Annotated in this window: 22 protein-coding genes; 2 read left to right on the forward strand and 20 right to left on the reverse strand. The window is 39.1% G+C overall.

The features are described 5' to 3' along the window. Nucleotides 1–108: 108 nt before the first annotated feature. Nucleotides 109–1,083: a Tim44 domain-containing protein gene (locus M5E07_RS11400; protein WP_252219351.1), complete on the forward strand. Its 975-nt coding sequence runs from the start codon at nucleotides 109–111 to the stop codon at nucleotides 1,081–1,083. Between the two features lie 137 nt (nucleotides 1,084–1,220). Beyond that, nucleotides 1,221–2,084 (forward strand): SAM-dependent methyltransferase TehB, encoded by an 864-nt coding sequence (tehB, locus tag M5E07_RS11405; RefSeq protein WP_252219353.1) that lies wholly within the window; start codon nucleotides 1,221–1,223, stop codon nucleotides 2,082–2,084. A gap of 50 nt (nucleotides 2,085–2,134) precedes the next feature. On the opposite strand, the gene cysN is transcribed toward tehB, so the two are convergent. The 20 genes from cysN to tssB form a co-directional block, all read right to left on the reverse strand. Next, nucleotides 2,135–3,751, reverse strand: a complete 1,617-nt coding sequence (cysN, locus tag M5E07_RS11410; protein WP_252219355.1) for a sulfate adenylyltransferase subunit CysN — start codon at nucleotides 3,749–3,751, stop codon at nucleotides 2,135–2,137. Nucleotides 3,752–3,868: 117 nt separating this feature from the next. Then, the gene (gene cysD, locus M5E07_RS11415) at nucleotides 3,869–4,777 is read right to left on the reverse strand and encodes a sulfate adenylyltransferase subunit CysD (RefSeq protein WP_171065359.1); all 909 of its coding nucleotides are present in this window, start codon (nucleotides 4,775–4,777) and stop codon (nucleotides 3,869–3,871) included. Between the two features lie 214 nt (nucleotides 4,778–4,991). Then, on the reverse strand, nucleotides 4,992–5,204 hold the full coding sequence (locus M5E07_RS11420; protein WP_116759408.1) for a hypothetical protein: 213 nt from the start codon (nucleotides 5,202–5,204) through the stop codon (nucleotides 4,992–4,994). Nucleotides 5,205–5,307: 103 nt separating this feature from the next. Then, nucleotides 5,308–6,750, reverse strand: a complete 1,443-nt coding sequence (locus M5E07_RS11425; RefSeq protein ID WP_252219357.1) for an alpha/beta hydrolase family protein — start codon at nucleotides 6,748–6,750, stop codon at nucleotides 5,308–5,310. Between the two features lie 109 nt (nucleotides 6,751–6,859). Next, nucleotides 6,860–7,741: a 4-hydroxybenzoate octaprenyltransferase gene (ubiA, locus tag M5E07_RS11430; RefSeq protein WP_252219359.1), complete on the reverse strand. Its 882-nt coding sequence runs from the start codon at nucleotides 7,739–7,741 to the stop codon at nucleotides 6,860–6,862. A gap of 18 nt (nucleotides 7,742–7,759) precedes the next feature. Then, nucleotides 7,760–8,230, reverse strand: coding sequence for a chorismate--pyruvate lyase family protein (locus M5E07_RS11435; RefSeq protein ID WP_252219361.1), 471 nt, complete (start codon nucleotides 8,228–8,230; stop codon nucleotides 7,760–7,762). Between the two features lie 87 nt (nucleotides 8,231–8,317). Beyond that, nucleotides 8,318–8,593, reverse strand: a complete 276-nt coding sequence (locus M5E07_RS11440; protein WP_252219363.1) for a hypothetical protein — start codon at nucleotides 8,591–8,593, stop codon at nucleotides 8,318–8,320. 89 nt (nucleotides 8,594–8,682) lie between these two features. Continuing rightward, nucleotides 8,683–10,098 carry a type I glutamate--ammonia ligase gene (gene glnA / locus M5E07_RS11445; RefSeq protein WP_171304935.1) on the reverse strand — a complete coding sequence of 472 codons (1,416 nt, stop codon included), beginning with the start codon at nucleotides 10,096–10,098 and terminating at the stop codon, nucleotides 8,683–8,685. 791 nt (nucleotides 10,099–10,889) lie between these two features. Next, the gene (yddG, locus tag M5E07_RS11450) at nucleotides 10,890–11,777 is read right to left on the reverse strand and encodes an aromatic amino acid DMT transporter YddG (RefSeq protein ID WP_252219365.1); all 888 of its coding nucleotides are present in this window, start codon (nucleotides 11,775–11,777) and stop codon (nucleotides 10,890–10,892) included. A gap of 250 nt (nucleotides 11,778–12,027) precedes the next feature. Beyond that, complete coding sequence (locus M5E07_RS11455; protein ID WP_252219367.1) at nucleotides 12,028–12,294, reverse strand: PAAR domain-containing protein; 267 nt, start codon at nucleotides 12,292–12,294, stop codon at nucleotides 12,028–12,030. A gap of 22 nt (nucleotides 12,295–12,316) precedes the next feature. After that, nucleotides 12,317–13,063, reverse strand: a complete 747-nt coding sequence (locus M5E07_RS11460) for an OmpA family protein (protein ID WP_434087813.1) — start codon at nucleotides 13,061–13,063, stop codon at nucleotides 12,317–12,319. 25 nt (nucleotides 13,064–13,088) lie between these two features. Continuing rightward, on the reverse strand, nucleotides 13,089–14,048 hold the full coding sequence (gene tagF, locus M5E07_RS11465; RefSeq protein ID WP_252219371.1) for a type VI secretion system-associated protein TagF: 960 nt from the start codon (nucleotides 14,046–14,048) through the stop codon (nucleotides 13,089–13,091). Nucleotides 14,049–14,082: 34 nt separating this feature from the next. Next, nucleotides 14,083–17,910 (reverse strand): type VI secretion system membrane subunit TssM, encoded by a 3,828-nt coding sequence (gene tssM, locus M5E07_RS11470; RefSeq protein WP_116759428.1) that lies wholly within the window; start codon nucleotides 17,908–17,910, stop codon nucleotides 14,083–14,085. 25 nt (nucleotides 17,911–17,935) lie between these two features. Beyond that, the gene (locus tag M5E07_RS11475; protein WP_116759430.1) at nucleotides 17,936–19,342 is read right to left on the reverse strand and encodes a hypothetical protein; all 1,407 of its coding nucleotides are present in this window, start codon (nucleotides 19,340–19,342) and stop codon (nucleotides 17,936–17,938) included. Between the two features lies 1 nt (nucleotide 19,343). Continuing rightward, on the reverse strand, nucleotides 19,344–20,336 hold the full coding sequence (gene tssG, locus M5E07_RS11480) for a type VI secretion system baseplate subunit TssG (RefSeq protein ID WP_116759432.1): 993 nt from the start codon (nucleotides 20,334–20,336) through the stop codon (nucleotides 19,344–19,346). Then, nucleotides 20,300–22,108, reverse strand: coding sequence for a type VI secretion system baseplate subunit TssF (gene tssF / locus M5E07_RS11485; protein ID WP_252219373.1), 1,809 nt, complete (start codon nucleotides 22,106–22,108; stop codon nucleotides 20,300–20,302). Before tssF ends, tssG begins: the two co-directional genes overlap by 37 nt. A gap of 17 nt (nucleotides 22,109–22,125) precedes the next feature. Then, nucleotides 22,126–22,599 carry a type VI secretion system baseplate subunit TssE gene (gene tssE / locus M5E07_RS11490; protein WP_116759436.1) on the reverse strand — a complete coding sequence of 158 codons (474 nt, stop codon included), beginning with the start codon at nucleotides 22,597–22,599 and terminating at the stop codon, nucleotides 22,126–22,128. Nucleotides 22,600–22,681: 82 nt separating this feature from the next. Then, nucleotides 22,682–23,185: an Hcp family type VI secretion system effector gene (locus M5E07_RS11495; protein WP_116759438.1), complete on the reverse strand. Its 504-nt coding sequence runs from the start codon at nucleotides 23,183–23,185 to the stop codon at nucleotides 22,682–22,684. A gap of 48 nt (nucleotides 23,186–23,233) precedes the next feature. Further along, nucleotides 23,234–24,715, reverse strand: coding sequence for a type VI secretion system contractile sheath large subunit (gene tssC / locus M5E07_RS11500; protein WP_116759440.1), 1,482 nt, complete (start codon nucleotides 24,713–24,715; stop codon nucleotides 23,234–23,236). Continuing rightward, nucleotides 24,708–25,217 (reverse strand): type VI secretion system contractile sheath small subunit, encoded by a 510-nt coding sequence (gene tssB / locus M5E07_RS11505; RefSeq protein ID WP_016165882.1) that lies wholly within the window; start codon nucleotides 25,215–25,217, stop codon nucleotides 24,708–24,710. The genes tssC and tssB overlap by 8 nt, the downstream gene beginning before the upstream one ends. Nucleotides 25,218–25,229: the final 12 nt, after the last annotated feature.

The following is a 25,229-nucleotide window of genomic DNA, read 5'->3' on the forward strand; positions in this document are numbered from 1 at the left end:
TTTAACTGTGCAAAATTAAACAAAAAAATTGCTTTTTCTTATTGAAAAAATTGACAAATGCCTGCATAAATACAGGGCTATTTAACATTATTTTTATAGGAAAATTGAATGGAAGTTCGACAGCGTAGTTTAGTTGCAGGTATTTTAGCAGCGACGTTATTGGTAGCACCTTTGGCTGAGGCAAAACGTGCGGGTGGTGGTAAAAGTCATGGCATGAGCCGTTCTGCCACACCAACCCAGTCTTATCAACAACCTCGTCAAGCGACACCTGCACAACAACCTGTTGCCCCTGCAACTGCACCACAAAAGTCTGGTCCAGGTGTAGGTAGTATGGTCGCCGCGGGTGTTGCGGGTGCTGCTATTGGTGCTGTTGCTGCAAATGCACTTGCAGATGACAATACAGCAAGCCAAGCTACAGCCGCTGAAGAGGAAAAAGGTGGAATTCCGAGTTGGATCTGGATATTACTCGCTGCTGCTGGTGCCTTCTTCATTTTCCGCAAGATGGGCGCAAAAAAAAAATTAACATCCACTAACCCGTATGCACCAAATAATGGCGGTCAAGCTGCATCGCCATTTGGTCAAGCACCTGCGGCACCACGCGCATCTACTGACAATACCAACATTTTTGGTCAATCTGTAGCTGGCGGTGCTGCAACTCAAGCGCCAGTCAATACCGCACCCTTTGGTTCAGCCTACACCAACAGTGGTAGTCAACTCCCTGATGGTACAGAACCTGCTGCGTTCTTACGTATTGCACGTCAGCGCTTTAATCATATTCAGTCTATGAATACCGCAAGTAACATTGAAGAAATCCGTCGTTACCTCACGCCAGATTTATATCAATCAATGTATAACGACATTATGACCAACCGTGATCAAGATGTTGCTGAGTTCTCTAACTTAAATGCAATGGTTACAGATTCTGCAACTGAAAATGGTCAATATGTTGTAAGTGTTCGCTTTACAGGTACAGTCAGTGAAGACCTCAATAGTTTGCCGCAACCATTTGCCGAAATCTGGCATTTTGTTAAACCTGCGGGTTCAACCCAAGATTGGCTGGTTGCTGGTATTCAGCAGGCTTAATCATTGAAATATTTAAAAACAGCGACTTCGGTCGCTGTTTTTATTTGCCATTGAATCAAGCTAATATCAAATGAAGAACATGATTGAATAACATCTATTTCTAGCCAAGATCAAGCACCAAATAGAAGGATACCAATATGCAACCACTGCTTTGCTATAAAACACTTCCCATTTGGAAGCATGACACCATTCCACAAGCATTTCAGCAAGCTCACAATACCAAACAAGGTACATGGGCAAAACTCAATATTTTAAAAGGCGAATTAGACTTCGCCATGCTGAATGAACAAGGAGAAATCCTTTCTGAACTTCATTTTAGCCCAACCAAACAACCACCGCTCATTGAACCACAAGCTTGGCATCGTATTGTGGCATTCAGTCCTGATATTGAATGCCAACTCAGTTTCTATTGCCAAGCCAATCAATTATTCACTCAAAAATATCAACTTACGCCGACCCATTCCGAAATTTTAGCAGCCCTTCCACATCTTCAAGGTGGCAAAGCACTTGATGTAGGCTGTGGTTCAGGGCGTAATGCACTTTTTTTGGCTCAGCATGACTTTGAAGTTGATGCATGGGACGTAAATGTACAAAGCATGCAACGCTTGGAACAAATAATTACGGCTGAGCAAATACATCAGGTTCATACCCAACTCCGTGATTTAAACGAAAATCAGCAGATTCAAGATCAATATGATTTTATCTATTGCACCGTGGTGATGATGTTTTTACAAGCACATACCATTCCACCACTCATCGCACAAATGCAGCAAGCGACTAAGTCTGGCGGTTATAACTTGATTGTATGTGCGATGGACAGTGAAGATTATCCAGTGCAGTCCGACTTTCCTTTTAGCTTTAAGACGGGTGAGCTGAAAGCATATTATGAAAGTTGGACCATCCTTAAATACAATGAAAATGTTGGTGAACTACACCGTACAGATGAACAAGGACAACGCATTAAACAGCGCTTTGCCACGATTTTTGCACAAAAAATCTAATGTTAGAGCATAAAAAACCCGCCAGATGGCGGGTTTTTTAGCATTGGATCTTATAAACGAACCAATTTTACAATTTGTTCTGCAAGTTCTTCTACTTGTTCAGCAGTAAAGCGCACATCCGTTGCATCAGCAAGGTCTGTAATTACAACTACACCCGTTTCACGCAACAAAGCAACTTGTTCCGAGGTTAAACCTGCTTTAGCAATTGCCACAACACCTTGTTGAATCAACAAGCTTTCTAAGATTTGTGCTTGCTCAAGAGCTTTTGCTGTTACAGTCACAACTGCTGGTTTTTGACCTAAACGTGCAGCACGATCTTCCGCAGAAACAGGGTTTGCATGCGCAGACCACTCAACAGATTCTTCCACCATACCCGCACCAATCGTTACGTTATTCAAACGATCAATGAAGATAAACGAACCTGTATAACGGCTGTCTTGATAACGGTCAAACACTACTGGCGCATCAAATTCAACCGTCACATTGGCAATCGCATTGAGATCAAGATGATCCACTTGCATTTGCTCAAGTGTGTTCACGTTCGTACGGAAATTAATGGCAGTCACTTTGGCAGGAACAGTTTGCGTACCCACTTTTAAGTTATACAACTTGCCAATCACCAGCGGTTGATCCGCCATCCATACCACAGTCGCTTTTATAGAAAGAGAAATTGCAGGAACACCCTGATCCGCACGCACCAACATATTACCGCGGGATACATCAATTTCATCGTTTAGCGTTAATGTCACCGCTTGACCTGCAAATGCATGTTCAAGGTTGCCATCAAAAGTCACGATTTCCTTAACCGTTGAAGACTTACCTGATGGTAAAGCAACAACTTTATCGCCCACATTAATTTCACCAAGGGCAATCGTTCCCGCAAAACCACGGAAGTCGAGATTCGGACGGTTTACATATTGCACAGGGAAACGGAAATCACGCTTCGCGGTATCACGGTTAATTTGTACCGACTCCAGCGTACCCATTAGGGTTTCGCCTTTGTACCACGGTGTGTGTTCCGAAACATTCACCACGTTATCGCCATTCAATGCAGAAATAGGCGTAAAGATGATGTTGCTTGGCTTACGGTCACCCAATTGGCTGACGAAGTTGCCATATTCCGCTTGAATTTCATTGAAACGGGTTTCAGAGAATTCAACCAAGTCCATTTTGTTGATCGCAACAATAATGTTCTTAATACCCAACAAGCTTGCAATATACGTGTGACGACGTGTTTGTGTTTGTACGCCATAACGCGCATCAATCAAAATGATCGCAAGGTCACAAGTAGACGCACCTGTTGCCATGTTACGGGTATATTGCTCATGCCCCGGAGTATCGGCAATGATGAACTTACGTTTTTCAGTGGAGAAATAACGATAGGCTACATCAATGGTAATCCCCTGCTCACGTTCTGCTTGTAAACCATCTACAAGAAGTGCCAAGTCAGGTGCATCGCCTGTTGTCCCCACTTTTTTAGAGTCACGCGTCACGGCTTGCAATTGATCTTCATAGATCAATTTTGAATCATAAAGTAAACGACCGATTAAAGTACTTTTACCATCATCGACATTACCGCAAGTCAAAAAGCGTAATAAGTCTTTATTTTCGTGTTGTTTCAAATATGCCAAGATGTCTTGGCTAATCAGTTCAGATTGATGAGACATTGCTCAAACTCCACAAATTCGTTGAAATCGTTTTAATCCTGAATCTCCCTAAATCCCTCTTAATCAAAGAGGGACTTTTTCTCCTCTCTTTCTTACAGAGAGGACGGGAGAGATTAATTAGAAATAGCCTTCTTGCTTTTTCTTTTCCATCGAGCCTGCTTCATCATGGTCAATCATACGACCTTGACGTTCAGAGCTTGTGGCAAGCAGCATTTCTTGAATAATTTCCGGTAAGGTATTGGCAGTTGATTCAACCGCGCCCGTGAGTGGGTAACAGCCTAAAGTACGGAAACGTACCGATTTCATTTGTGGAACTTCGCCTTCTTTTAAAGGCATGCGCTCATCATCAACCATGATGAGTGTACCGCTACGTTCAACCACAGGACGTTCCGCAGCTAAATATAAAGGTACTAGTGGAATACTTTCCAAATAGATGTATTGCCAAATATCAAGCTCAGTCCAGTTTGACAATGGGAACACACGAATACTTTCGCCTTTGTTCACTTTACCGTTGTAAAGATTCCAAAGCTCAGGACGTTGGTTTTTAGGGTCCCAACGATGCTTGCTATCACGGAAAGAATACACACGTTCTTTCGCACGTGATTTTTCTTCATCACGACGTGCGCCACCAAAGGCAGCATCAAAACCATATTTATCCAGTGCTTGTTTTAAGCCCTGAGTTTTCATGATGTCGGTATATTTTGAACTGCCATGATCAAATGGATTGATCCCAGCGTCTTTACCTTCTTTATTTTGATGTACGATCAAATCGAAACCATGGGTTTTTGCCATGTTGTCACGGAATGTGATCATCTCTTTGAATTTCCAGCCTGTATCGACATGCAATAGTGGGAATGGAAGTTTTGCAGGATAGAACGCTTTCAAGGCAAGATGCAGCATGACAGCTGAGTCTTTACCAATAGAATACAACATCACCGGATTTTCAAATTCGGCAGCTACTTCACGAATAATGTGAATACTCTCAGCTTCAAGCTGTTTAAGATGAGTAAGTCTTTCCTCATTTATTGACATCGACAACACCGATTACTAATTCGTGCTTATTACACATTCAACAATTGATATTCATTATAGAGATTTACTAATCACAACTATTGCTTGTTTTATTATATTGATATGCAAAATTATCATATAGAGCATAACTAATAATAACTATAAGTTTTCAAGCTATAGTGAATCTCTACCCTTTCAAAATGTTTGCAAAGTCTTGGAAGATTTTAGCCTATTCACTCTTTGCCTGCGCGGCAGCTTCGCGCTGTTGCCTTAATTCAACACGCTTTTGAATTTCTGCACGCTCTAAATCATATTGCTTTTTATTCTCTGCATCGCTTTTTGCAGCTAAAAGTGCCATGCCAAGAATAAACACTGGAATGAACAGTCCAAATGCCATTAATTTCCAAGGTATGGGCTTTTTGTTCACTTCTGGTTGGCTCATAGGTGATTTAACTCAAATCTTGCATTCTTCATTACGCAACAATATAACAAAAAAGAGCCTCAATAATGAGACTCTTTTTCACAAAGATTAATCTAAAAATGACTTAAAAATTGCCCGTACATTGTGGGTTTTGACTTGCATCTTTCTGTGCGTCGGTCAACACAATACCTGTAGCAGCAGACATATTTGCTTGAATAAAATCGACAGCATCCTCATTTTTACATACGATTGCTTGTGTATGTGTTGCATTCGGTACGATCGTCAGTTTATATCCATCAGCATAATTATTTTGCGGGAAATAGTTTGTCGCCTTTGCTTGCATATTTGCATGCAAAGCTTGTGTAACTACAGGCAATACTGCCTGATCTTTCTCTCCCTGAATAATAAATACAGGTGTTTTAATCACTTTTGCTGCGGTTGCATTGGTGGCTGGTTGATTGTCTATCAGGAACTTTTGAACCACTGGATCTGTTTTTATTTTATTTAAATCAATGCCATATTGAGCAATTAAATGGGTAGGATCTTTCAAGAAATCAAGTACGCCAACTTTGAATAGTTCCTGCAAACCATTCGCACTATTTGGGTCTGCATAACCCAAACATGCGCCATCATCGCCCGTACGGCCATATGCTTTTTCTGCAATATCCGCTGCACCCGCTGTAAAGATATTTTTTAAATCATAATTAGGTTGATATGCTTTAATACCTGAACTGGTCAGTGCTGCATAAGCCAACAATTCAGCATAACCATCTGCAATTTGATCAATTGCCGCTTGTCCTTGTTCTGCTGTAATGATGTTATTTGCAACTGCATATCGAACTTTTAGTAATTGCTCATCTAATCTATTCACACCCTTAGATTGATTATTTTCATCAAGATTCAACTGCGGATCGAGATAAATTTGAATAATTGTTCCTAAGCTTGACGCTGGTGCACCTGCAACTGCTCCTTTATAACTGCTATCTGTATTGGCAAATTCAGCAGTGCCCAAGGAAGCATGTCCACCTTGTGACTGACCAATCGACATCCAAGCGCCATTTAACTGCTTACCGTAATGATCTTTCGCGGCTTTTACCGCTGCAATTGCGGAATTAGCCTGACTGGATAAGTTCAAATAAGGATGTACACCTGCTGTACCCAACCCCTCATAATCTGGTGCAATGATGACATAACCCGCGGCCAATAAGGTATCTGCAAGAATTTTAAAGCGAGGGTTAAGTAGATTTTTACTTGGAGCACAGTCATCTCCACCACCAACAGTTCCATGTTCCCAGACTACTACACGATAACCATCTTTAGGCTGAATGGCTTTTGGAAACAAAACCATGGCAGTGGCTGTTGCGGTTTTCCCTTGAACATTGGTCATATTATAGGTCATGACTTTAATCGATGAACTATTCTCTACGGTATCTAAAGAATAATGCCCTTCAGATAAATAGGTTTTATTTGAATCGGCCACCGTGTTATCGTCATCATCATTACAAGCTGTTAAAAATAGACTTGAAAGTGTCAATGTAAGTGCCAAAGCTATTTTCGTGCGCTTCATAAAATATCCTTTTTTTAATCTTTATTTTTTGGGCATGAAACTACATGCAGAATGATTAAGGCATAAAAAAAGTGCCCTGTATAGGACACTCTTTAACCATATGGTCATTTTAAATCGTTAATTCTAAAAAAATTCCTATAAAAATTACCAATCCTCCCCAACGATTGTGACGGAATGCCCAAAAACAAATCTGAGGATCACGATCTTTGGTTTTGACAGCTTGATAAATAAAATCACCGGCAACGATCATTAAAGCAAGCAGGCCAAATGGAATGAATAACTGTTCTAAAAATAAAACCGTCCCTATTAAAATTACACTGAGCAACTGCAACATACCAATAATTTGAATATCATAACGACCAAATAAAATCGCGGTTGATTTCACCCCAATCTTTAAATCATATTCACGATCAGTAATGGCATATTGCGTATCATAGGCAACAGTCCAAGCCAAATTACCAAAATATAGTAGCCAGCAGCTTAATCCCAAAGGTTCTCCCACTGCGGTATACGCCATCGGAATAGACCATGAAAATGCAGCCCCCAGAAATACCTGCGGTAAATGGGTATAGCGCTTCATAAAAGGATAGATAAAAGCCAGAAATAGCGCACCGAAAGAACAATAAAAAGTCTCTATCGGTAAAAAAAACAGCATACAGGCGCTGGCAAAAACCAAGATTAAAAAGACATAAATCGCTTCTTTTGCACTAATCACCCCTGTTGCCAAAGGCCTATTTTTGGTTCGCTCTACATGAGCATCGACTTTACGATCGGCGAAGTCATTAATAGCACAACCTGCAGCACGCATAAAAATAGTGCCCAAAATCATTGGAATTAAAATTCCTAAACTTGGCATGCCTTTATTTGCAATCCATAAAGCCCACATGGTTGGCCAAAAGACCAATTCGGTACCAATAGGTTTATCAAAACGACATAAATAATAATAAGCTTCTAAGCGTTCACGCCAAGTAATATGTTGCACCGTAGCCATGAAAATCCTTCAACAATTTCATAATTTGGTTTTGCGTAGATACTGCTCAAATGCAGGTAAGAACGTTTCTTGCACAATAAATTTACAACCATGCCAAGTATAACAACTTTGGCGTGTCCAACCATCTTCTAACCAAATCACACGGCGTTCACATGCTGGATTGGTACGCTGGAACAGAAACCAGCCAATAGGTTTTGTGCCAATATGTTTAAAAATTCTGGCACGACCTTGCAAACTCAGAATCGGAAAAATACTTTTCGCTTTAACCCAAGGCTGCGTATCATTGCCGTATAAAAAACTTTCTCTAACCCATGACGTATGCTGAAATGGCATTTCCATCCATTTTGCATCAATAAAATGTAGGCGTTGAAAATGCTCTTTCATAGGTTGTACCCTAAATTTTCCACCCGCCAAATCCGTGAGTTGCTGCGTCAATGAACCTGTAGCATACAACCATGTTTTCAGTTCAGTTGGAATCTGCTGCTGCATAACCTTACCTGTTTAATTGATCTGCTGTGCGCTTAAACGCTTTTTGCGTTATGAAGAATGTCGTTGATTCAATTCTAGGATCAATCTTTAACAATTATCTGTTTTTGCAATGGTTTCAAATTTACCTTGCGGGGTTTTCACCAAAATAAACCCTTCGGCGCTCAAGTAAAAACTTTGGGGATAATCATAGTCGAGTGCCAACTCAGGGCTTTTCAGGGCAACAAACTCTGCCTGTTTATAACCTTCTGGAGTACGCCCAACTTCAATATAAGTCACCATTGAAAAATTCAGTTTAAAACCTTTGCTATGGTCTTTGGGATCAATCCACGGATAAAAACTGGTATGTTTCTTACGCTGTGCCATAAAGCTGATCTATTTTTTTAAATAAAACAGATAATACAAAAAAAACCCGCGACGAGCGCGGGTTTTTTACAGTGGAATTCAGTTCAGAATTACAAGCTGTAGTACATATCGAATTCAACTGGGTGAGTTGTCGTATTAAGACGACGAACTTCTTCAGTTTTAAGTTCGATGTACGCATCAAGCATTTCTTTAGTGAATACGCCACCTTTCAATAAGAATTCGTTATCCGCTTGAAGTGCTTCAAGTGCCATATCTAGGCTATGAGCAACTGTAGGGATTTTTGCTTCTTCTTCTGGAGGAAGGTCATACAAGTTCTTGTCAGCAGCTTCACCTGGGTGAATCTTGTTTTGGATACCGTCGATACCCGCCATTAACAATGCTGCAAAACCTAAGTACGGGTTCATCATTGGATCTGGGAAACGAGCTTCAATACGTTTGCCTTTAGGGCTAGAAACGTAAGGAATACGGATAGAAGCAGAACGGTTACGTGCTGAGTAAGCCAACATAATCGGAGCTTCGAAGTGTGGAACTAAACGCTTGTACGAGTTTGTAGAAGGGTTTGTAATTGCGTTCAATGCACGAGCATGCTTGATCACACCACCAATGAAGTAAAGCGCCATTTCTGAAAGACCAGCGTATTCATCACCAGCAAACAAGTTCTTACCATCTTTAGAGATAGACATGTGAACGTGCATACCAGAACCGTTATCACCAACCATTGGCTTAGGCATGAAAGTTGCAGTTTTTGCATATTGGTGCGCAACATTCCAAACAGCATACTTGAACTGTTGTACTTCGTCTGCTTTACGAACCATTGTGTTGAAGCTCACACCAATTTCTAACTGGCAAGATGCAACTTCGTGGTGATGTACTTCTACACGACCTGGGCCCATGATGTCTTCAATTTTTGCACACATTTCTGCACGCATATCGTGTGAAGAATCAACTGGAGGAACTGGGAAGTAACCACCTTTAACACGTGGACGGTGACCAGAGTTTCCGCCTTCGTAGTCTTTGTTTGTTGACCAAGCAGCTTCTTCAGCGATTAATGTATGGCGCGCGCCAGACATATCGATTTCCCACTTCACTTCGTCAAATACAAAAAATTCTGGTTCTGGACCAAAGAATGCAGTATCACCAATACCTGTAGATTTTAGGTATTCTTCTGCACGGCGAGCAATAGAACGTGGGTCACGGTCATAACCTTGACCAGTTGATGGCTCGATGACATCACAAGTAACAACTACTGTAGGCTCAGCGAAGAACGGGTCGATAAAACCAGTTTCAGCATCTGGGCGTAAAATCATGTCAGACGCTTCGATACCTTTCCAACCAGCAATTGAAGAACCGTCAAACATTTTACCGTCTTCAAAAGTATCTTCATCAATTGTATCTGCTGGGTAAGTTACGTGCTGTTCCTTACCTTTAGTATCAGTAAAGCGGAAATCGACCCATTTTGCGCCACTTTCTTGGATGAGTTGAAGGACCTTGTTCGCCATGCTCATTTTGCTCCGATGATTTTTTGTTGCACCTGTGGAGTGCGTGTTAGTAGTTGGCAGTTATAAAGCAATTCTCATACCAACTTTTAAAAAGCAAAGCTAAAACATTGAATTATTTATCAGAATACAAGATTTATAAACTTTGCTTCCACCCTATTATACTGTTTGAAAAATGAAATGCACCATATTCAATCATTTTCATTATTAAGCAATTAACCAAACCACAAAAGGAACCAAAATAGTGCATTTAAATACAAATGACATAATCCAGTGCATTTTTTAGCGCATTTTTTAACACTTATGTCTTTTTTATTTATAGACCACAGATTCGTTCATCAGAAATGCTTATAAAAAATATAAACCGCTATCAATGTAACAATAAAAACTCATGCTTTTGAGCTTATCAAGCAGCACACATCGTTCATCCAATCATTTAAAACTGCGCTTATGTCTCAAAAGATGCACCACTTTATTGCTACTCATGACTCGCCTTGCTCGGACTCACTTTGCGCATCAAAAATCCCCCCAACAGCATGAGTAATAAATGAGAATACTCAATATCTAGTAAAAATCAGTCACGTTTATAGGCGATTTCTAATTTTTGACTAAATATAACAAACTGTGATCAATTCAGATCTATATAAGTACAACACTGCAAGAATAAAGGTAGGACAACAACACTCTCCTATTGAATCTGGTCTAGGTAAAATTGAGGTATTGAACCTGCGATACTATTACCTACAGCTTCCAAAAAAACTTTAGCTACAGATCAATGGAAATGATGGCATCTCCCCTTTTTATGATGCAGTACGAGTAGACCACCAACATAAAAACGAACCTAACGTGACCAAAGTAGCACCTTGCCAAAATGACCATGACAGCTCTAAATCAAGCAACTGCATAGCAATTAATGAGGAAATAATCGGTGTGAAATAAGAGGCGGCTGTCAGTAATTGAATATTGCCATGTAAGATGCCAATGTTCCAAGCCGCATAACCCAATCCAAATGCAGCCGCACTAACAGCCAAATAAATAAAACTTTGTAGGTGAAGTTCAGGAACTTGAACATCCCCCATCCAAAGATATTTAAGCCATAAAGCCACAGCAGTTAGGCAAAAAAATAGGGCGATTGCATTCTGACCATTGCCAATTTTTTTCGTGAGTATGCAATACGCTGCCCAAATAAAAGCCCCCATTAATGCTAGAGCGTAGCTGATGGGGTTAAGCGCAATATTCTGTGTAATCTGGTTTAAACTAAACTCGCCACTTCCCATTTGAACTTGAATAATGCCAAATAACGTTAGTAACATTCCCACAATCACTAAAGGATGGAACTTTTGCTCTTTGGTTAAAATTAAAAGTAGAACGGTCAGGCTTGGCCACAAATAATTCAGAATACTCACTTCCACAGCTTGTTGATTGTTTTGAGCAAATGCTAAAGAAAGTGATAGGCATAACTCATAAGCAACAAACAAAATAGAGCCGAAAATCAGATAAGATTTAGGGAATAAATGTAATTTGGGTGGTTTAAATAAGATCAGTAAAATGACGGAACTTAAACTGTAAATTAAACAGATACCCAAAATTGGACCGAATCCATCCGTAACTTGTCTTAATAACCCGACAATAGAAGCCCAGAACAAAATGGCACACAATCCAATTATAGTGGCGAAACGATGTGACATAATCTCCTAATTAACCCGCGTAAAATTCATGTGAATGTAGCAATAGTCAGATGATGCGACAAGGTATTTATGACAAAGACTAATCAATATCATTTAATCAAAGCCCTATCCAAATCGGACAGATCATACTAGATACGCAGCTTAAAATTACATGTTTTGCATTGTCCTCTCTTCCCCCCAAAGAGATGTCATACCATCACTGTTTATTTGACAGGAAATAATCATGAACTATAAATATTTACTTCATTGTTTAATTCGCACCTTGCACCAAATTTTGCTTGGGTAATAACTTGCAACCACAAGATAAAGCATCATTGACCCGCGCAGCCGCCTTACCCATGACCAACATATGCATATCCCCCGATACAATAGTCGCGACCACTTTATGTAAAGGGCAAGTTGCTTTATCTCCAACACAAGCAACGGCAATTCCCTCGATTAAGAAACTAGAATTGCCAGAAATTACTTTTCCGCCACCTGTTGTTGGACATCCAACTGTTATATAAGGCGTCGCCATACCCCTATCCCCTTATTAGCAACTAAAGTACTTCAAACTCAATTCTACGATTTTTTTTACGTCCCTCTATTGAGGCATTATCCGCGACAGGTTTCTCTGAACCTAATCCAGCCGTACTTAAACGTCCTGCAACAATCTCTTTTTGAATCAGATACATTTTGACGGCTTCTGCGCGTGCCAAGCTCAATGCCACATTCTTTTTAGCATCACCAGAGCTATCAGTATGACCAATAATTTTGACGTTCTTGTCTCGTACTTTATTTAATGCTACTGCCATCTCATCCAGAATTTTTGTTCCTGTAGCCGTTAAAATTGCACTTCCAGATTCAAATTCTACAATTCGATCTTTCAAAGCATCATCTACGATTTTTTGTTCGGATTGATTAATCGTAAAACTCGTATTCACCCGATAAGGTGGTTGCACAAGGGATTGAAACATAGATGTAACTGGTTGAATTTCTGTTGGATTCAGCAGTTTTCCTGTTAATTCAACTTGCGTTCCTTTTACAGTTAACTTACCAGCCGTGATTTTTTTTAAATCCGTAGTAATCACCCGTGCCACAGTATCATCCCAAGCTTGGGGTGTCGCTACAGGTCGTATCTGGATTTTATCCACAACCTGATCCTGCCCATAAACAGCATACAATTTCTGTAAAATTGCCTGTTTACTGGTTTGATTAGCAACCACACCTTCAACAATAACAGGCTGTGCATAAAGTAATGCACTGGACAAAAACCCACATGCCAAGATGATATTTTTGCAAATCATTCTCTTTTTAAAATTCATTTTTATGTTAGCCACGAATAAATGTTTGTTTGAAAAATTTAATACCTTGATTGAGGCTTAATTGCCGTTCACACAAAGCTTGTTCTAATACAGCTAAACCTGCATTTTGTTCTAAATAGCTGTCTATCCATTCTGCCTGAATCAGAGAAACCCAGCGTTCAGTGGTAAAATTTTGCATAAAAATATCACTGAGTGCTGAAATATCAGCACCTTGAAAACCAAAGAGTAAAATAGGCTCTTCAGCATGAAGCAGTCCAATCAAGACCTCTGTATTTTGGCTGCCAATGAACAAATAAATTAAATTGACCCAGAATGCCGCGATTTCATAACGATAATGTGCATTATGAATTGGTAGAATCAAGACTTTATTTAAATTGGCAACACCGAAACTGAGAATAGGCTGCAATAATAATCCTAAGCCAATCATACTTTGAGCAAGCTGATAACTATTCATTTTCATTAAACTGGCAAATGAATACATGGTCTGATTGTCAAAGAAATCTAGGCTGACATTAAGATTACAGCTCAGCTTATCACGACCAAAATTTGATAATTGTTCTAATAATTGATCAGGTTCCTGAATCGCTTGCAACTTTTTATTTGTTTGAAATAAATCAATTAACAAAGGTTTATACACAACTGGTGCATAAGACAAATTATGTATTGGCTTAGGAACTTCAAGTAAATGACACAATACCATTGGAAACTTTCGCCCCGAAGCATCTTCACTGGCTTCTAAGTTGGCAAGTAACAGCGGTGATTCCATTGGATTAGCAATGAAAAAGTCTAAGCTCGGTAAAGTTTGATATGCCTTTTCGAAATCAGGTTTTTGCATCGCCAACTCCAATGCCTCCGTCATCCAGCGATCAATCATTTGAATAACGTTAGACTGCCCCTTACTTTTTAAGAAGTCGCCACGTGCTGGACTCTTGCCAAAATAAAATGATGCCGTTTTACTTATTTGCATTGAGTCTCTCCCTCACTCCTTCTCAATCGTCGTATCATTGTGGTTTTACTCCTGATAAAACTTGTGAAGTGGACGTCAAATTTTGAGGTTCTGCTTTTATATTGACTTGGGTCGGTGCAACTTGTGCAGCAACAACCCGCACAGCTTTGTCCATAACCACTTTATCAACCAGTTGTAATCCTGCATAACCTCGACCAGCACCAACATTACTGCCACTATTACCGCTAATCAGGCGGAAGTTTAGCTTCACAAAAAGTGATGGATCTTTCGGGCTTGACCAAGTCATTTCAAAACTACCGTTTTGTTGTTTTCTTTGCGCAGAATCAATCAGTCGGTTAATGCCATATTCACCTGGCGCCTCAAAAATTGTATGGGTTTGCCCTGCTAAGTCGACGGCAGTAATTCTGACACCAGGAATTGCATTTTGATTTGGCCAAATAAAATTCACCCACTGCTGTATTCCATTTTCATACACCATTCTTTGACCATCAATATCGATGCTATAAGACAGCAATTTTGGATTCGGTAATGGATAGAATTGGAAATTCGATTGACTCGCTGCAGCAGAAGGTGTTGTTTGATTTAAATCACCTGTCGCTACGCCATTAGCAGGTGCAACATAACTTTGAAAATTCATCACAAACTGCGGGTTTAGACCTATACCTAAATCTTTCCATGTTTTAGATGACAACATATATCCACGACGGATCACCAAAGGATCCAGACTTTCTTTAACAAAACGAGCAATACTGCCTGTTTCACCAAAAATCTGTGCGATTTCCGCACTGGTCGCTTGTATCGTCGCGCCCTGATTAAATGGATATTTTTGCCCCAAAGTCATGCTAAATGGTTGATAAGCCTGCATCACCCATAATTTATTCAGTTCGTTTTGTGCAGGTGGCAATAACGCATTAAAAGCTTGGGTCAATGGGCTTACCAATAGACGTTGTAACACCTGCTGATCTGTCGCATTCAGCCCAACCATTAATTTTTCATCCACAATTTTCTGTGTGGTATTAAATACTGAAGTTTGTTCATTAATGGTTTGTTTAACAACGGTCAAAGCGCTTGGACCAATGTCACCTGCATTTTTTAAATCATTAAACTTACTACGTACCTGAGAAAGATTGTTTAAATACTCATCCAAAAGAGACTGGTTTTGCTGATCATCACGCTTACGTACCAATTGGTAGAAAAATACAAACTCTTGCGATATTGGTCCTTGAGCCTGATTAATGGCTTTCTTTATGGCATCTTCGTTATTTTGTCTTAATATCGTACGCTTAAACCATGCAACAAAACCTGTTTGTGGGGCTGCCAATTCAGCTTGTACAACAGGGTTATCCCAACTGGTTTCCTTGGTTACACGTTCGATCAATATTCTGATTGGTGAGTTTTGTGGTTCACCTAAGATTTCGACAATACGAGCGTCACTATTAAAGTCTGTTCCTTTCGCATAATGTACGGCGTTCAGGAACTTTTTCCATTCTGCAATATATTCCTGCTTATACAGTTGCGTGAGTTGTTTTCGAATTTGGTCTGGGCTTCCAGTAAAGGTTAAATCATCCGACTGAGTCGTATTCAGCACCCAATCTTTCGTATCGGTGGGTTTATTCGCAGCATCTTCAATCGCTTGAGCAACATAATCATCCCATGCCTTATAAGTAAATACACCGGGCAGCGCGTAGCCTCCCATTAATGTGGTCTTGTTACTTTCACCGACAATCTGACCAACAGTCAGTGCAGGAAAACGAACTGATGCCCGCATTTTAATTTCATTATAAACTCGGTCTCGTGCAGGCATACCCCGCACTACAGCCACCATGACTTGACGAGTTTGATCCACCAATTGGGTATCTGCTTCTAATACAGGGAACTGTTTTTGATTTGCTAAAGACATCGCATAAGTTAAAACTTGCTCCGCTTTTTGCGTTAGCTCACTTTGCGGCATGGCTCCACGATTTGCCAATAACCAAGAACGCCAGAACTTTGTCACCTGATCACTGAGATGACTTGCATCCATATACTGTGGATTGCTTAGCATGATATACGCTTTTAAAGCATTATAAGCATCTTGAGGATTGGTATCAGACGGTTCAAAGTACTGTTGATTTTTATTGGCTGCCAATTGCTGAATTTGTACATTGACATGATTCGCCTTCAGCGTTGCTTCATTGCTTTTAACCCGCTGCAAATATTGCTCGATATTCTGTTGCGAAGGTTCCAGCACAATCTGCCGAATACCTTTCAAATACTCACCTTGAAGCTTCTCACGTAATTCATCACCTTGATATAAACCAAATGAAAATTTGAAAGGGCGATCTTGATCAAAGGTATCTAATTGCTGCAATCGATTTTGTAGAATTAAAAGCGCTTCTAATTGTGTCCCCAAATCAGTTTCAGATGTTTTTTCCAACTGTTGGACTTTGTTGAGATCTGCTTGCACATCGAGAATCAATTGCTGATTATTACGATAAGACCAAACCCATACGCCAAGTACCATAGCGACAGTCATCAAACCCACCATAAAGCCCAAGTAACGTTGGCGTTTACGCAAAGGATTAATATGTTGCTTCACTAAATTCTTATCTTTCAAAATCACATTTGAAAATAAGCCTTTTAAGAAATAACCATGATTTTGTGCATTGGTTTTTTTCGATGAATCTCCAGAATGCAGCAAGTTTAGATCAAATTCTTGTGCAATTTGCTCCGTCATCGGGCTTTCAATGATGCCCTCCTGTAATGCACTGGTGAAATAGAAGCCACGAAATACAGGTTTAAATTGATAAGGATTGTCTTCAAACAATGCGGCAATAAAGGTCTTTACCGCTGGTTTTAATGTTTTGAATTCAAGCGGAAAAGTCATCACCCCAGGTGAAATATTCTGTGCGTGGCGACGACTTAGATGTGTGGTGCTTACGCTTTTTAAGCCATCAAATAGCGTATTATAATGTTGCTCAAATAAGTCTGAAGCATTTGGTGAAGAGTCTGCATGATACGGAAGTGTTGCACCCCACACTTGATCGAATTCCTGACCCTCATAACATTCAAAAAACTCAGTAAAACCCGCGATCAAATCCATTTTCGTAAACACCACATAAACTGGTGCAAAAACTTCTAATCGTTCTGTTAAGTCTTGAATCCGGGCTCTTAAGTTCTTGGCTAGTTTTAGTGATTTTTCAGGGCTCTGACTAATCAGTTCGGCAATACTAACCACCACAATTAACCCATTCACAGGTGCTTTCGGTCGATTTTTTTTCAATAGTTTTAGAAAGCCAAGCCATTCGCCATGATCCTCTGCATACACAGAGTAGCGACCCGCTGTATCTAATAAAACGCCGTCTGTGGAGAAAAACCAATCACAGTTTCTGGTTCCACTTAGCCCCGCAGAGACCACTTTTTGATGCGATTCTTCAAATGGAAACTTCAATCCAGAATTATAAATCGCCGAACTTTTACCTGCTGCTGGGTTACCAATGACCATATACCAAGGCAACTCATATAAAGCGGCATTACCCTTTTTATCCCCCAACTTTGATTTACGAATCAGTTGAATGGATTCTTTCATCTGCTGTTGAATCAGTCTTAGTTCTTCATTATTTTGGGTTTGACCGTACTCAGATTCAGTTTCTTTACCTATTGCTTCTGCAAGTTGTTCACCTTGCTGTTCATGTTTGCGACGCTGAATCAGCCAATAAATACCATAACCGATCAAACCTAAAAGATAGGCAATACATAGCATGATAAAGATATGCCGTGGCACAACATTAAATGAAGATATCAGAGCAACCAATATGGAAAGTGCAATCATTGCTTTTGGATTGGTAATGTACTGCCACAAGTAGCCTAAAATTGTATACATTGTTATCTCGTCAATTTTAATATTCTTAAGTATTTAATTCTGATAGTAATTCTTCAGACTGAAATATCACATGTGTGTGTGGAGCATCCAGACTGAACACAAAACTATGCATAGATTCAGGTGCTTGAAGCCCAAGAAGAAATCCGAAAATCTTAGCCAAACTTTGCGTATGTCCTAAACTGTAATGACTATATAAACAGTGATACGACTGTATGTTTGATGAACCAATATGGGTTGCTATTTGTTGAGCAACTTTCATTTGAGCAATATTATCTGGCACCACAAAAAACGGAGTTTCGTTCGCATATTGTTCTAAGTTTTCAATGCCTAATTTACCAATAAAATTCATCAAATTTATTTCGTTTTCAACCAGTTCGATCACTTTTACTCTGGATAATTCAGACACTTGTACTGATTCGGCTGCAATACAACAACTGCCAATGAACTCTGCAGGAATATATTGATCAATTGTCCATAGATGTTCGTCAATCATGTCCTGATCTATGGCTGAGTCAACCACGGTGATATATGAAATTTCATCCTTTTGATGCTGAATGGTTTTAAGCAGTTTAATCCATTCCGCATAGGCATTTTCTGTACCCCAATAATGGTAATGTACGTTTATTTGTTGTACTAACAGCCCTAAACTCTGCAAATACTCTTCAATTAATACATCACTCGATTGTTCATTCCAAACATGGAGTAAGTAATCGGAAAGTACCACATGAATATTCAACATATTGAGGCGAGGAATATCCATAACCATTGTTTGTTCTTCTTCATCTTCCTGATAATCGGAGCGAATCCAAGCAGGATGCATACGATATTCATAAGCAAGTTGCTGGTCATAAAACAGCGCTGAATTTTTCAAATGCTCCACAATAGTTAATAAGGAGGCACAATTTTCATTGAGTTCAGCCTGCATCAATGCCTGTATGCGTTGTTGAATTTCGCTTATCTCAGCGCGATCCATTTCATGGTCTAAAGACTCATCGACAGGATCAGGCATTCGGTAAGATAAAATTGGGTTACCCATCTGATTCACAAGTTTGGAGTCCAATGCGGGTGCAGGCATTTCCGCCATTTTTGCAAATATTTCTTGGTTTTTCCCCAAAGCAGATTGCAGCGAAGTTGCATAAACATTTAAACGTAGATATTCAGGATTGAGCCGATTTTGTGTATTTTCGCTTTCAAGGGATGGATGAGCTTCAATCAGTTTTGAATCTTGCTGCTTATTTTGTATAAATTGGTATAGCTTCCATATGAGATAAGGGCTTAGCACTACCAATGAAATCAAAAAAGGCATCAACACAAAATAAAGCAATAAATCTTGTGCTGTCGGTTCAAATTTAGCATCACGCCAGTAATAAATAATCAGCGTAGAACTTAAAATAAAGATACTTAAAACTGTACTGAATATAATTTTAAGCATTTTAGATCTCTCGTATTAACGCATAACAAAATTCGTTATGATCTTCTGTTAATTTCGGCATTAAGAAAGTTCCCTGCCCCAAACCCAATGATTGATTTGCACCAATTTGAACTGCTTTCTTGTCAGTCCTTTTCAAAATTAAACGAACATCAACATGCAAAGTCGGGTCACACCAACTCTTAAAAATCTTTCTAAGTTGTTCACTTAAACCTTTCCCTGGCAAATAATCTAAATAATGTGGGTAAGTTAAAGGCCCAATTTGAACTTCTATTTTTCCATCCACCTGACGGACTTTTTCACCACAAAAAGTATTTAAACCCAAAGCATTTTTAGCCAAACCACCCAAACTGGTTTTCTGAACATCATTAAGCTGAAAGGTTTCAACAATAAATTCTTTAATTTCGATCTTTTGCTTAAACACACAATGCAACATCGTTTTCAAGGCATGAACATTATTATTCTGTCCTTGCATTAATCCTGAAAACTCAGCAAAAAAGTCATTCAAGTCGGAAGACTGATGTTGCTGTCGCACAAAACCATTTAATGCATGTAAAATTGTTAAATAGTGATTATTCTGATCAATTTCGTAACGAACAGGTAAGTTATAAACCAGACTGGAATCGACATATTGAGCAGTCAACTTATGATTAAAAAGTCCAATAAATTTCTGTACTTCATCACGTTGCTTACGAGGTGATAACTTTATTTTCTGCGTATAGCTATAAGGTAATGCCCCTTGTATCCCAAGCAAGCCCACCATCAAGTTTTTGAGTTCAATTTTATCTTCTGCTAAATTTAATGACTCAATCTCTGCAATAGGAAAGTTGAGCTGAATTGAGCTCTCAAAACTAAAACGATCCGCCCAATGTTGAACTTGATTAAAAATAGGATCATGCCGTAACAGCCGAGTCGTTTGGATAAACTCATAAGCTGTAGGCATGTGAAACAGACCATCAATTACAGAAGCTTCTTGCCACCAACGTTCTGAACGCATTGGTATAACTCCTGTCCTGATTGATGATCAAAAATTGTCAAATCCACAAAACTGTTCATTTGTACTTTTAAGTTGAATACAAAGCTCAATAACTGGCTAAAAATATATAAACTATGCCCACGAAAGACTTCTGCTTTGATTGATACTTTGACTTTTATACCGCGGACAAAAGCTGGGAATGGCTTGATATTCATCATTTTATGCATTGATTCAAATTCAATGCCCTGAATGGCATCAATCAATAGATGATTTTCTTTGGTATTTGATAAATTATATAAAGCCAGTAATTCTTGAATATGGGGTACCGCATTTTCTTGCATTAATGTCATCAAATTCAAAGACAAATGTGAAATCAGTCGCCACTGTTCTTCTTTATTTCCATTAAAAACATAACATGGTGAAGGTCGTTTTAAGACCTGCGCACGCCGAACTAAGCCCACACCATTCATATTTAAAGTATGCTGACTTAAACTCATGCTCTCATAAGGCAAATTACCATTAGAACACAGTAAATTTGTACTAATAAAATCAGACTTGATTTCATGAGGATTCAAATGCCGAGAAATAATGGAATAACCCAATTCAATGTTTTTATGTTGATATTGTTTTTGATTCAATGCATAAAAATATCGTGCATCCTCTTTATGCGCATGACTCATGGCAAAAAATGGTGAAATCGGATAGGTCACGGCATCTTGATCGTGTTTTTCTCTCATCATTTGCATATTAAGAATAGAATAAACACGATAAAATTCAGGGTGATGTGCGTCTGTTAAAATTGGATATTCTAATTTTTTATGATCAATCTTCTGTGGCTCAGCTTTTTTCTCAAACAAATTAATTGCTGGACTACTAAAAAGCTTGAAATTCGCAATATTTAAAGCTGAATAATTATGAACAATTGCAGGGTCAGTCAAATTGAGTTTTAAATGCACATGTAATTCAAATTGGCTATTTCGCTGCGTAAATTTTTTTAGCTGCTTTAAATTCAACTGAAGATAGTTAAATTTTTCTGAAAAGCAAAAATATTCCATTAAAAGCCGATAAGCATGGTGAGTATGCTGATCTAAAGGCAATAAGCTTTCTTTTTCTGTAAAGCCCATCACTTCAAATGGATTTTCGATTGGCAATATATGCTGACCTGATTTCAAGCTAAAACTGGTTTCAGACCTAAACACTGTATCTAAAAACTGCAAAGGAAAATTAGAAATTGCATCTAAATATATTGGGATAACTTCATTGTCCAACCATGTTTCTGCGCCATTAAACGCTTCAAAAGAAAATACCAACGTGGCATTTTGGTTCAAGTGCAAATGCGAGCTCTGATTGGTCTTAAATTCTAAGGATTTAAGCTGTATCGGTAATAGTCGAACAGCCAAGCTCGTTTTAAACTCACACTGTACGCCTTTCACACTTCGTGATTTAAGTGTGGTTTTTTCTGGAATAATTGTGACTTCTGTTAGCTTCTTTTGCTTTTCAATATCTTCAAAACTAACAACAGTACAAGCAGGAAAATGTCTTAAATATTGAGGAAACATCACCTCAAATAATGACCGTGTAAACACGTCATAACTATCTTCTAATTTTTTATCAATTCTTGCTGCAATTAAAGAAAAAGCTTGGATTAGTCGCTCAATGTGTGGGTCATCAATTTGCTCTTGATTCAGTGATAACCGTTGCGCAATTTTAGGATACTTTTTCGAAAACTCTCTCGACTGTAGTGCAAACTCTTGCAACTGCTTTTCGTAATAAGGTAAAAGTTCTTCAATCACAGCGTTGTCCTTGTACCTTAAGATTGCGCAGAAATAACATATTGTTGCGTCGTTGGTTTTAACAACGCATCAAAAACGACAGGCTCATATAAAGGATGAATATTTAAATAAGCCTGAATGGTTAAACACAATGCGCCCATATTGTGACCATCCAGAAGCATTTCCACTTTGACTTGTTTTAATCGCGGTTCATGTGCCGAAATTGATTGCTCTATAGACTGACAAATTTGCTCTCGATCGAGTGGGTTTGCTGTAGAAAGTCCAACAAAATCAATAATACCGAATTGCACTATTGATTGTTTAGACAAAGGATAAGCATCAATAATATGATCTAATTTTGCCATACGGCTATTGAGCAAATCTTCAAGATCATTGGCGACTGACTGTCTTAATTCTTGAATTGAAAGTCCTCTTATACTTTCAGTTTCAGGAAGTAAGCGATCAAACAGCGTGGACTGAAAACCGTAGGGATGTAACTGTTCTAAACTCATGCTCATTATCTAAGTCAATTTATTCTGCATTCAAAAATAGAGGACAACGATGGTCATCCTCTATGTATTGATCTGAGTTCAGTTATGCAGCATACGATGCTGTGTTATTCGACAATGACCATTTCTTGGTCACTGCACCTTTCGCAGTACCATTAATATCTTGTTGATTATACGTCCACTCAACAGCAGCATATTTCAAGCCGAAGGTTTCAGTTGGAACACCTTCTTCATTGACAATCGGCGCTACACTTGAAACGAGAACATGCTTCAATTTAATTTGAAGATATTTAATACGCTTATCACCATTGGCACGGTAAAAATCAATTTGCACTTCATCAAAAGTGTAACCTGCTGAACATGCTTCCCATAGTTTCGGGCTAGTCGCATCAAGGTCTTTTACAAAATGCATATCTGCATGTTCAACACGTTCAGCCGTGTGACCACCCACGCTAGATGAGGTTGCAGATTTTGGTTGACGAATATTGTGTGCCCAAGAGTTTACTTCTAACCAACCCTTGTGCTCTGAGTCGCGTGACTCACCATCAACTTTGTATTTACCTCGAAATTCGACGTATATATCTTTCATGAGATTATCCTATATTATAAAGTTCTTAATTATTGAGCTGTTCTTAATTTAATTAGAAGACTGAGGCAACTCAGTGACGAGTCGCAAAGATACGGACAACTCGTCCAGCTGGAAATGTGGTCTTAAAAAAACCACAGACTTGTAGTGACCAGGCTCTGCTGGATTTTCTACAACTTTCACGGAAGCCTCTCTTAATGGAAATTGGGCTTTTGCTTCTTGAGAAGCCCCATCATCCAAGAGCACATATTTTGCTAACCATTCATTTAAAAAGGCTTCGACATTACCTGCTGATGCAAAACTACCCACTTTGTCACGCATCATGGCTTTTAAATAATGTGCAATACGAGAAACTGCCATAATGTATTGAATCTGACTCGATAATGCTGAATTTGCATTTGCAGTATCATTGTCATATTTCTTTGGTTTTTGCGCAGATTGCGCACCAAAAAATGCGGCATAATCCGTATTCTTACAATGTACCAATGGAATAAAACCAAGGTCACTTAACTCTTTTTCACGACGGTCTGTAATCGCAATTTCGGTTGGACATTTAAATGCAACTTCACCATCATTGGTTTTAAAGGTATGTACTGGTAAACCTTCAACCAATCCCCCTCCTTCTACTCCACGAATTGCAGCACACCAACCATGCATATCAAATGCATTGGTTAAACGTGTACCAAATGCATAAGCAGCATTCATCCATAAATATTCATCGTGGTTTTGACCCGAAACCTCTTCTACAAAATTAAAGCCTTCGGTTTGCATGCCTTGCTTTGGATCATAGGGTAAACGACCTAAAACACGTGGCATGGTTAATGCCACATAACGGGCATCATCACTTTCACGGAATGAACGCCACTGCACATATTCAGCAGTTTCAAAAATTTTCGAGACATCGCGCGGTCGGTCAATATCGGTAAACGATTCCAGACCTAACATATTGGCACTGGCAGCAGAGATAAACGGAGCATGAGATGCCGCAGCAACATGTGAGATTTGCTCTAACAAATACATATCTGCTGGGGTACGGTCAAATTCAAAATCACCAATCAAAGTTGCATACGGTGCTCCACCAAAGGAACCATATTCTTCTTCATAAATTTTCTTGAATAGGGTGCTTTGATCAAAGTCTGTCGCGCTTTGAAAATCTTTAATCAACTCTTTTTTCGTGGTGTTTAATACCCGAATTTTAATGAGCGGATTTGAAGGTGATTCTTGGCAGAAGTAATACAATCCACGCCATGTCGATTCAATTTTCTGAAACTCAGCATGATGCATAATTTGACTTAATTGTTTGGAAATCAAGTCATCAATTTCGGCAATCCGCTTATCAATCGACATCGACATATTGTCTGAAACTGTAATTGTTCCAGCCATCACTTCTTTAGCTAATTCAGCAATGAGACTTTTCGCACGGTCATGCTCTTCATCATTTCGAGCGATACGACTTTGTTCAACAATAGAATCGAGTAAAGTTAATTCAGCGGAGTTATCTTGTACAGCAAGTGCCGATTGCATGTTATTCATTGTCCGCTCCTACTTCTTCACTCAACTGGCGGACTTGTTCGGTATTTTTTAAAACATCATCTAACAAATCTTCTAAACGTTCACTATTCGAAATTTTATTACGTAAATCTGTTAAACGTTCACGTGCTTCGACCAATTTACGAAGGGGTTCAATTTGCTGTGCAATGTTTTCTGGTCTAAAGTCATCCATTGATTTAAAGGTTAAATCAACCCCAAAGCGCCCACCCGTTTCTGAAAGCGTATTTTGTACCTGAAAAGTCGCTCGTGGCGAAAGCGACTCCATGACTTCATCAATATTTTCTAAATCGACGTTCACAAACTTTTTATCTTTAAGTTTGGTTTTTTCCTGTTCCGAAGCCGCAGAAAAATCTCCTAAAACACCGACAACAAAAGGGAGTTCCTTAATTTCTTTCCCTTCACCCACTTCTACGTCATAAGTAAGTTGGACACGCGGGGGGCGAATACGTTGCAATTTTTTTTGCACGCTTTCTCGTTTAGCCATGATTTAAAACCT

The sequence above is a fragment of the Acinetobacter tibetensis genome, assembly GCF_023824315.1.
Classification (GTDB): Bacteria; Pseudomonadota; Gammaproteobacteria; order Pseudomonadales; family Moraxellaceae; genus Acinetobacter; species Acinetobacter tibetensis.

Coding starts and splice junctions, on each gene's coding strand:
- M5E07_RS11400 (WP_252219351.1), top strand. CDS start 109: ATGGAAGTTCGACAGCGTAGTTTAGTTGCAGGTATTTTAGCAGCGACG.
- tehB (WP_252219353.1), top strand. CDS start 1,221: ATGCAACCACTGCTTTGCTATAAAACACTTCCCATTTGGAAGCATGAC.
- cysN (WP_252219355.1), bottom strand. CDS start 3,751: ATGTCTCATCAATCTGAACTGATTAGCCAAGACATCTTGGCATATTTG.
- M5E07_RS11420 (WP_116759408.1), bottom strand. CDS start 5,204: ATGAGCCAACCAGAAGTGAACAAAAAGCCCATACCTTGGAAATTAATG.
- M5E07_RS11425 (WP_252219357.1), bottom strand. CDS start 6,750: ATGAAGCGCACGAAAATAGCTTTGGCACTTACATTGACACTTTCAAGT.
- ubiA (WP_252219359.1), bottom strand. CDS start 7,741: ATGGCTACGGTGCAACATATTACTTGGCGTGAACGCTTAGAAGCTTAT.
- M5E07_RS11435 (WP_252219361.1), bottom strand. CDS start 8,230: ATGCAGCAGCAGATTCCAACTGAACTGAAAACATGGTTGTATGCTACA.
- M5E07_RS11440 (WP_252219363.1), bottom strand. CDS start 8,593: ATGGCACAGCGTAAGAAACATACCAGTTTTTATCCGTGGATTGATCCC.
- glnA (WP_171304935.1), bottom strand. CDS start 10,098: ATGAGCATGGCGAACAAGGTCCTTCAACTCATCCAAGAAAGTGGCGCA.
- yddG (WP_252219365.1), bottom strand. CDS start 11,777: ATGTCACATCGTTTCGCCACTATAATTGGATTGTGTGCCATTTTGTTC.
- M5E07_RS11455 (WP_252219367.1), bottom strand. CDS start 12,294: ATGGCGACGCCTTATATAACAGTTGGATGTCCAACAACAGGTGGCGGA.
- M5E07_RS11460 (WP_434087813.1), bottom strand. CDS start 13,063: ATGATTTGCAAAAATATCATCTTGGCATGTGGGTTTTTGTCCAGTGCA.
- tagF (WP_252219371.1), bottom strand. CDS start 14,048: ATGCAAATAAGTAAAACGGCATCATTTTATTTTGGCAAGAGTCCAGCA.
- tssM (WP_116759428.1), bottom strand. CDS start 17,910: ATGTATACAATTTTAGGCTACTTGTGGCAGTACATTACCAATCCAAAA.
- M5E07_RS11475 (WP_116759430.1), bottom strand. CDS start 19,342: ATGCTTAAAATTATATTCAGTACAGTTTTAAGTATCTTTATTTTAAGT.
- tssG (WP_116759432.1), bottom strand. CDS start 20,336: ATGCGTTCAGAACGTTGGTGGCAAGAAGCTTCTGTAATTGATGGTCTG.
- tssE (WP_116759436.1), bottom strand. CDS start 22,599: ATGAGTTTAGAACAGTTACATCCCTACGGTTTTCAGTCCACGCTGTTT.
- M5E07_RS11495 (WP_116759438.1), bottom strand. CDS start 23,185: ATGAAAGATATATACGTCGAATTTCGAGGTAAATACAAAGTTGATGGT.
- tssC (WP_116759440.1), bottom strand. CDS start 24,715: ATGAATAACATGCAATCGGCACTTGCTGTACAAGATAACTCCGCTGAA.
- tssB (WP_016165882.1), bottom strand. CDS start 25,217: ATGGCTAAACGAGAAAGCGTGCAAAAAAAATTGCAACGTATTCGCCCC.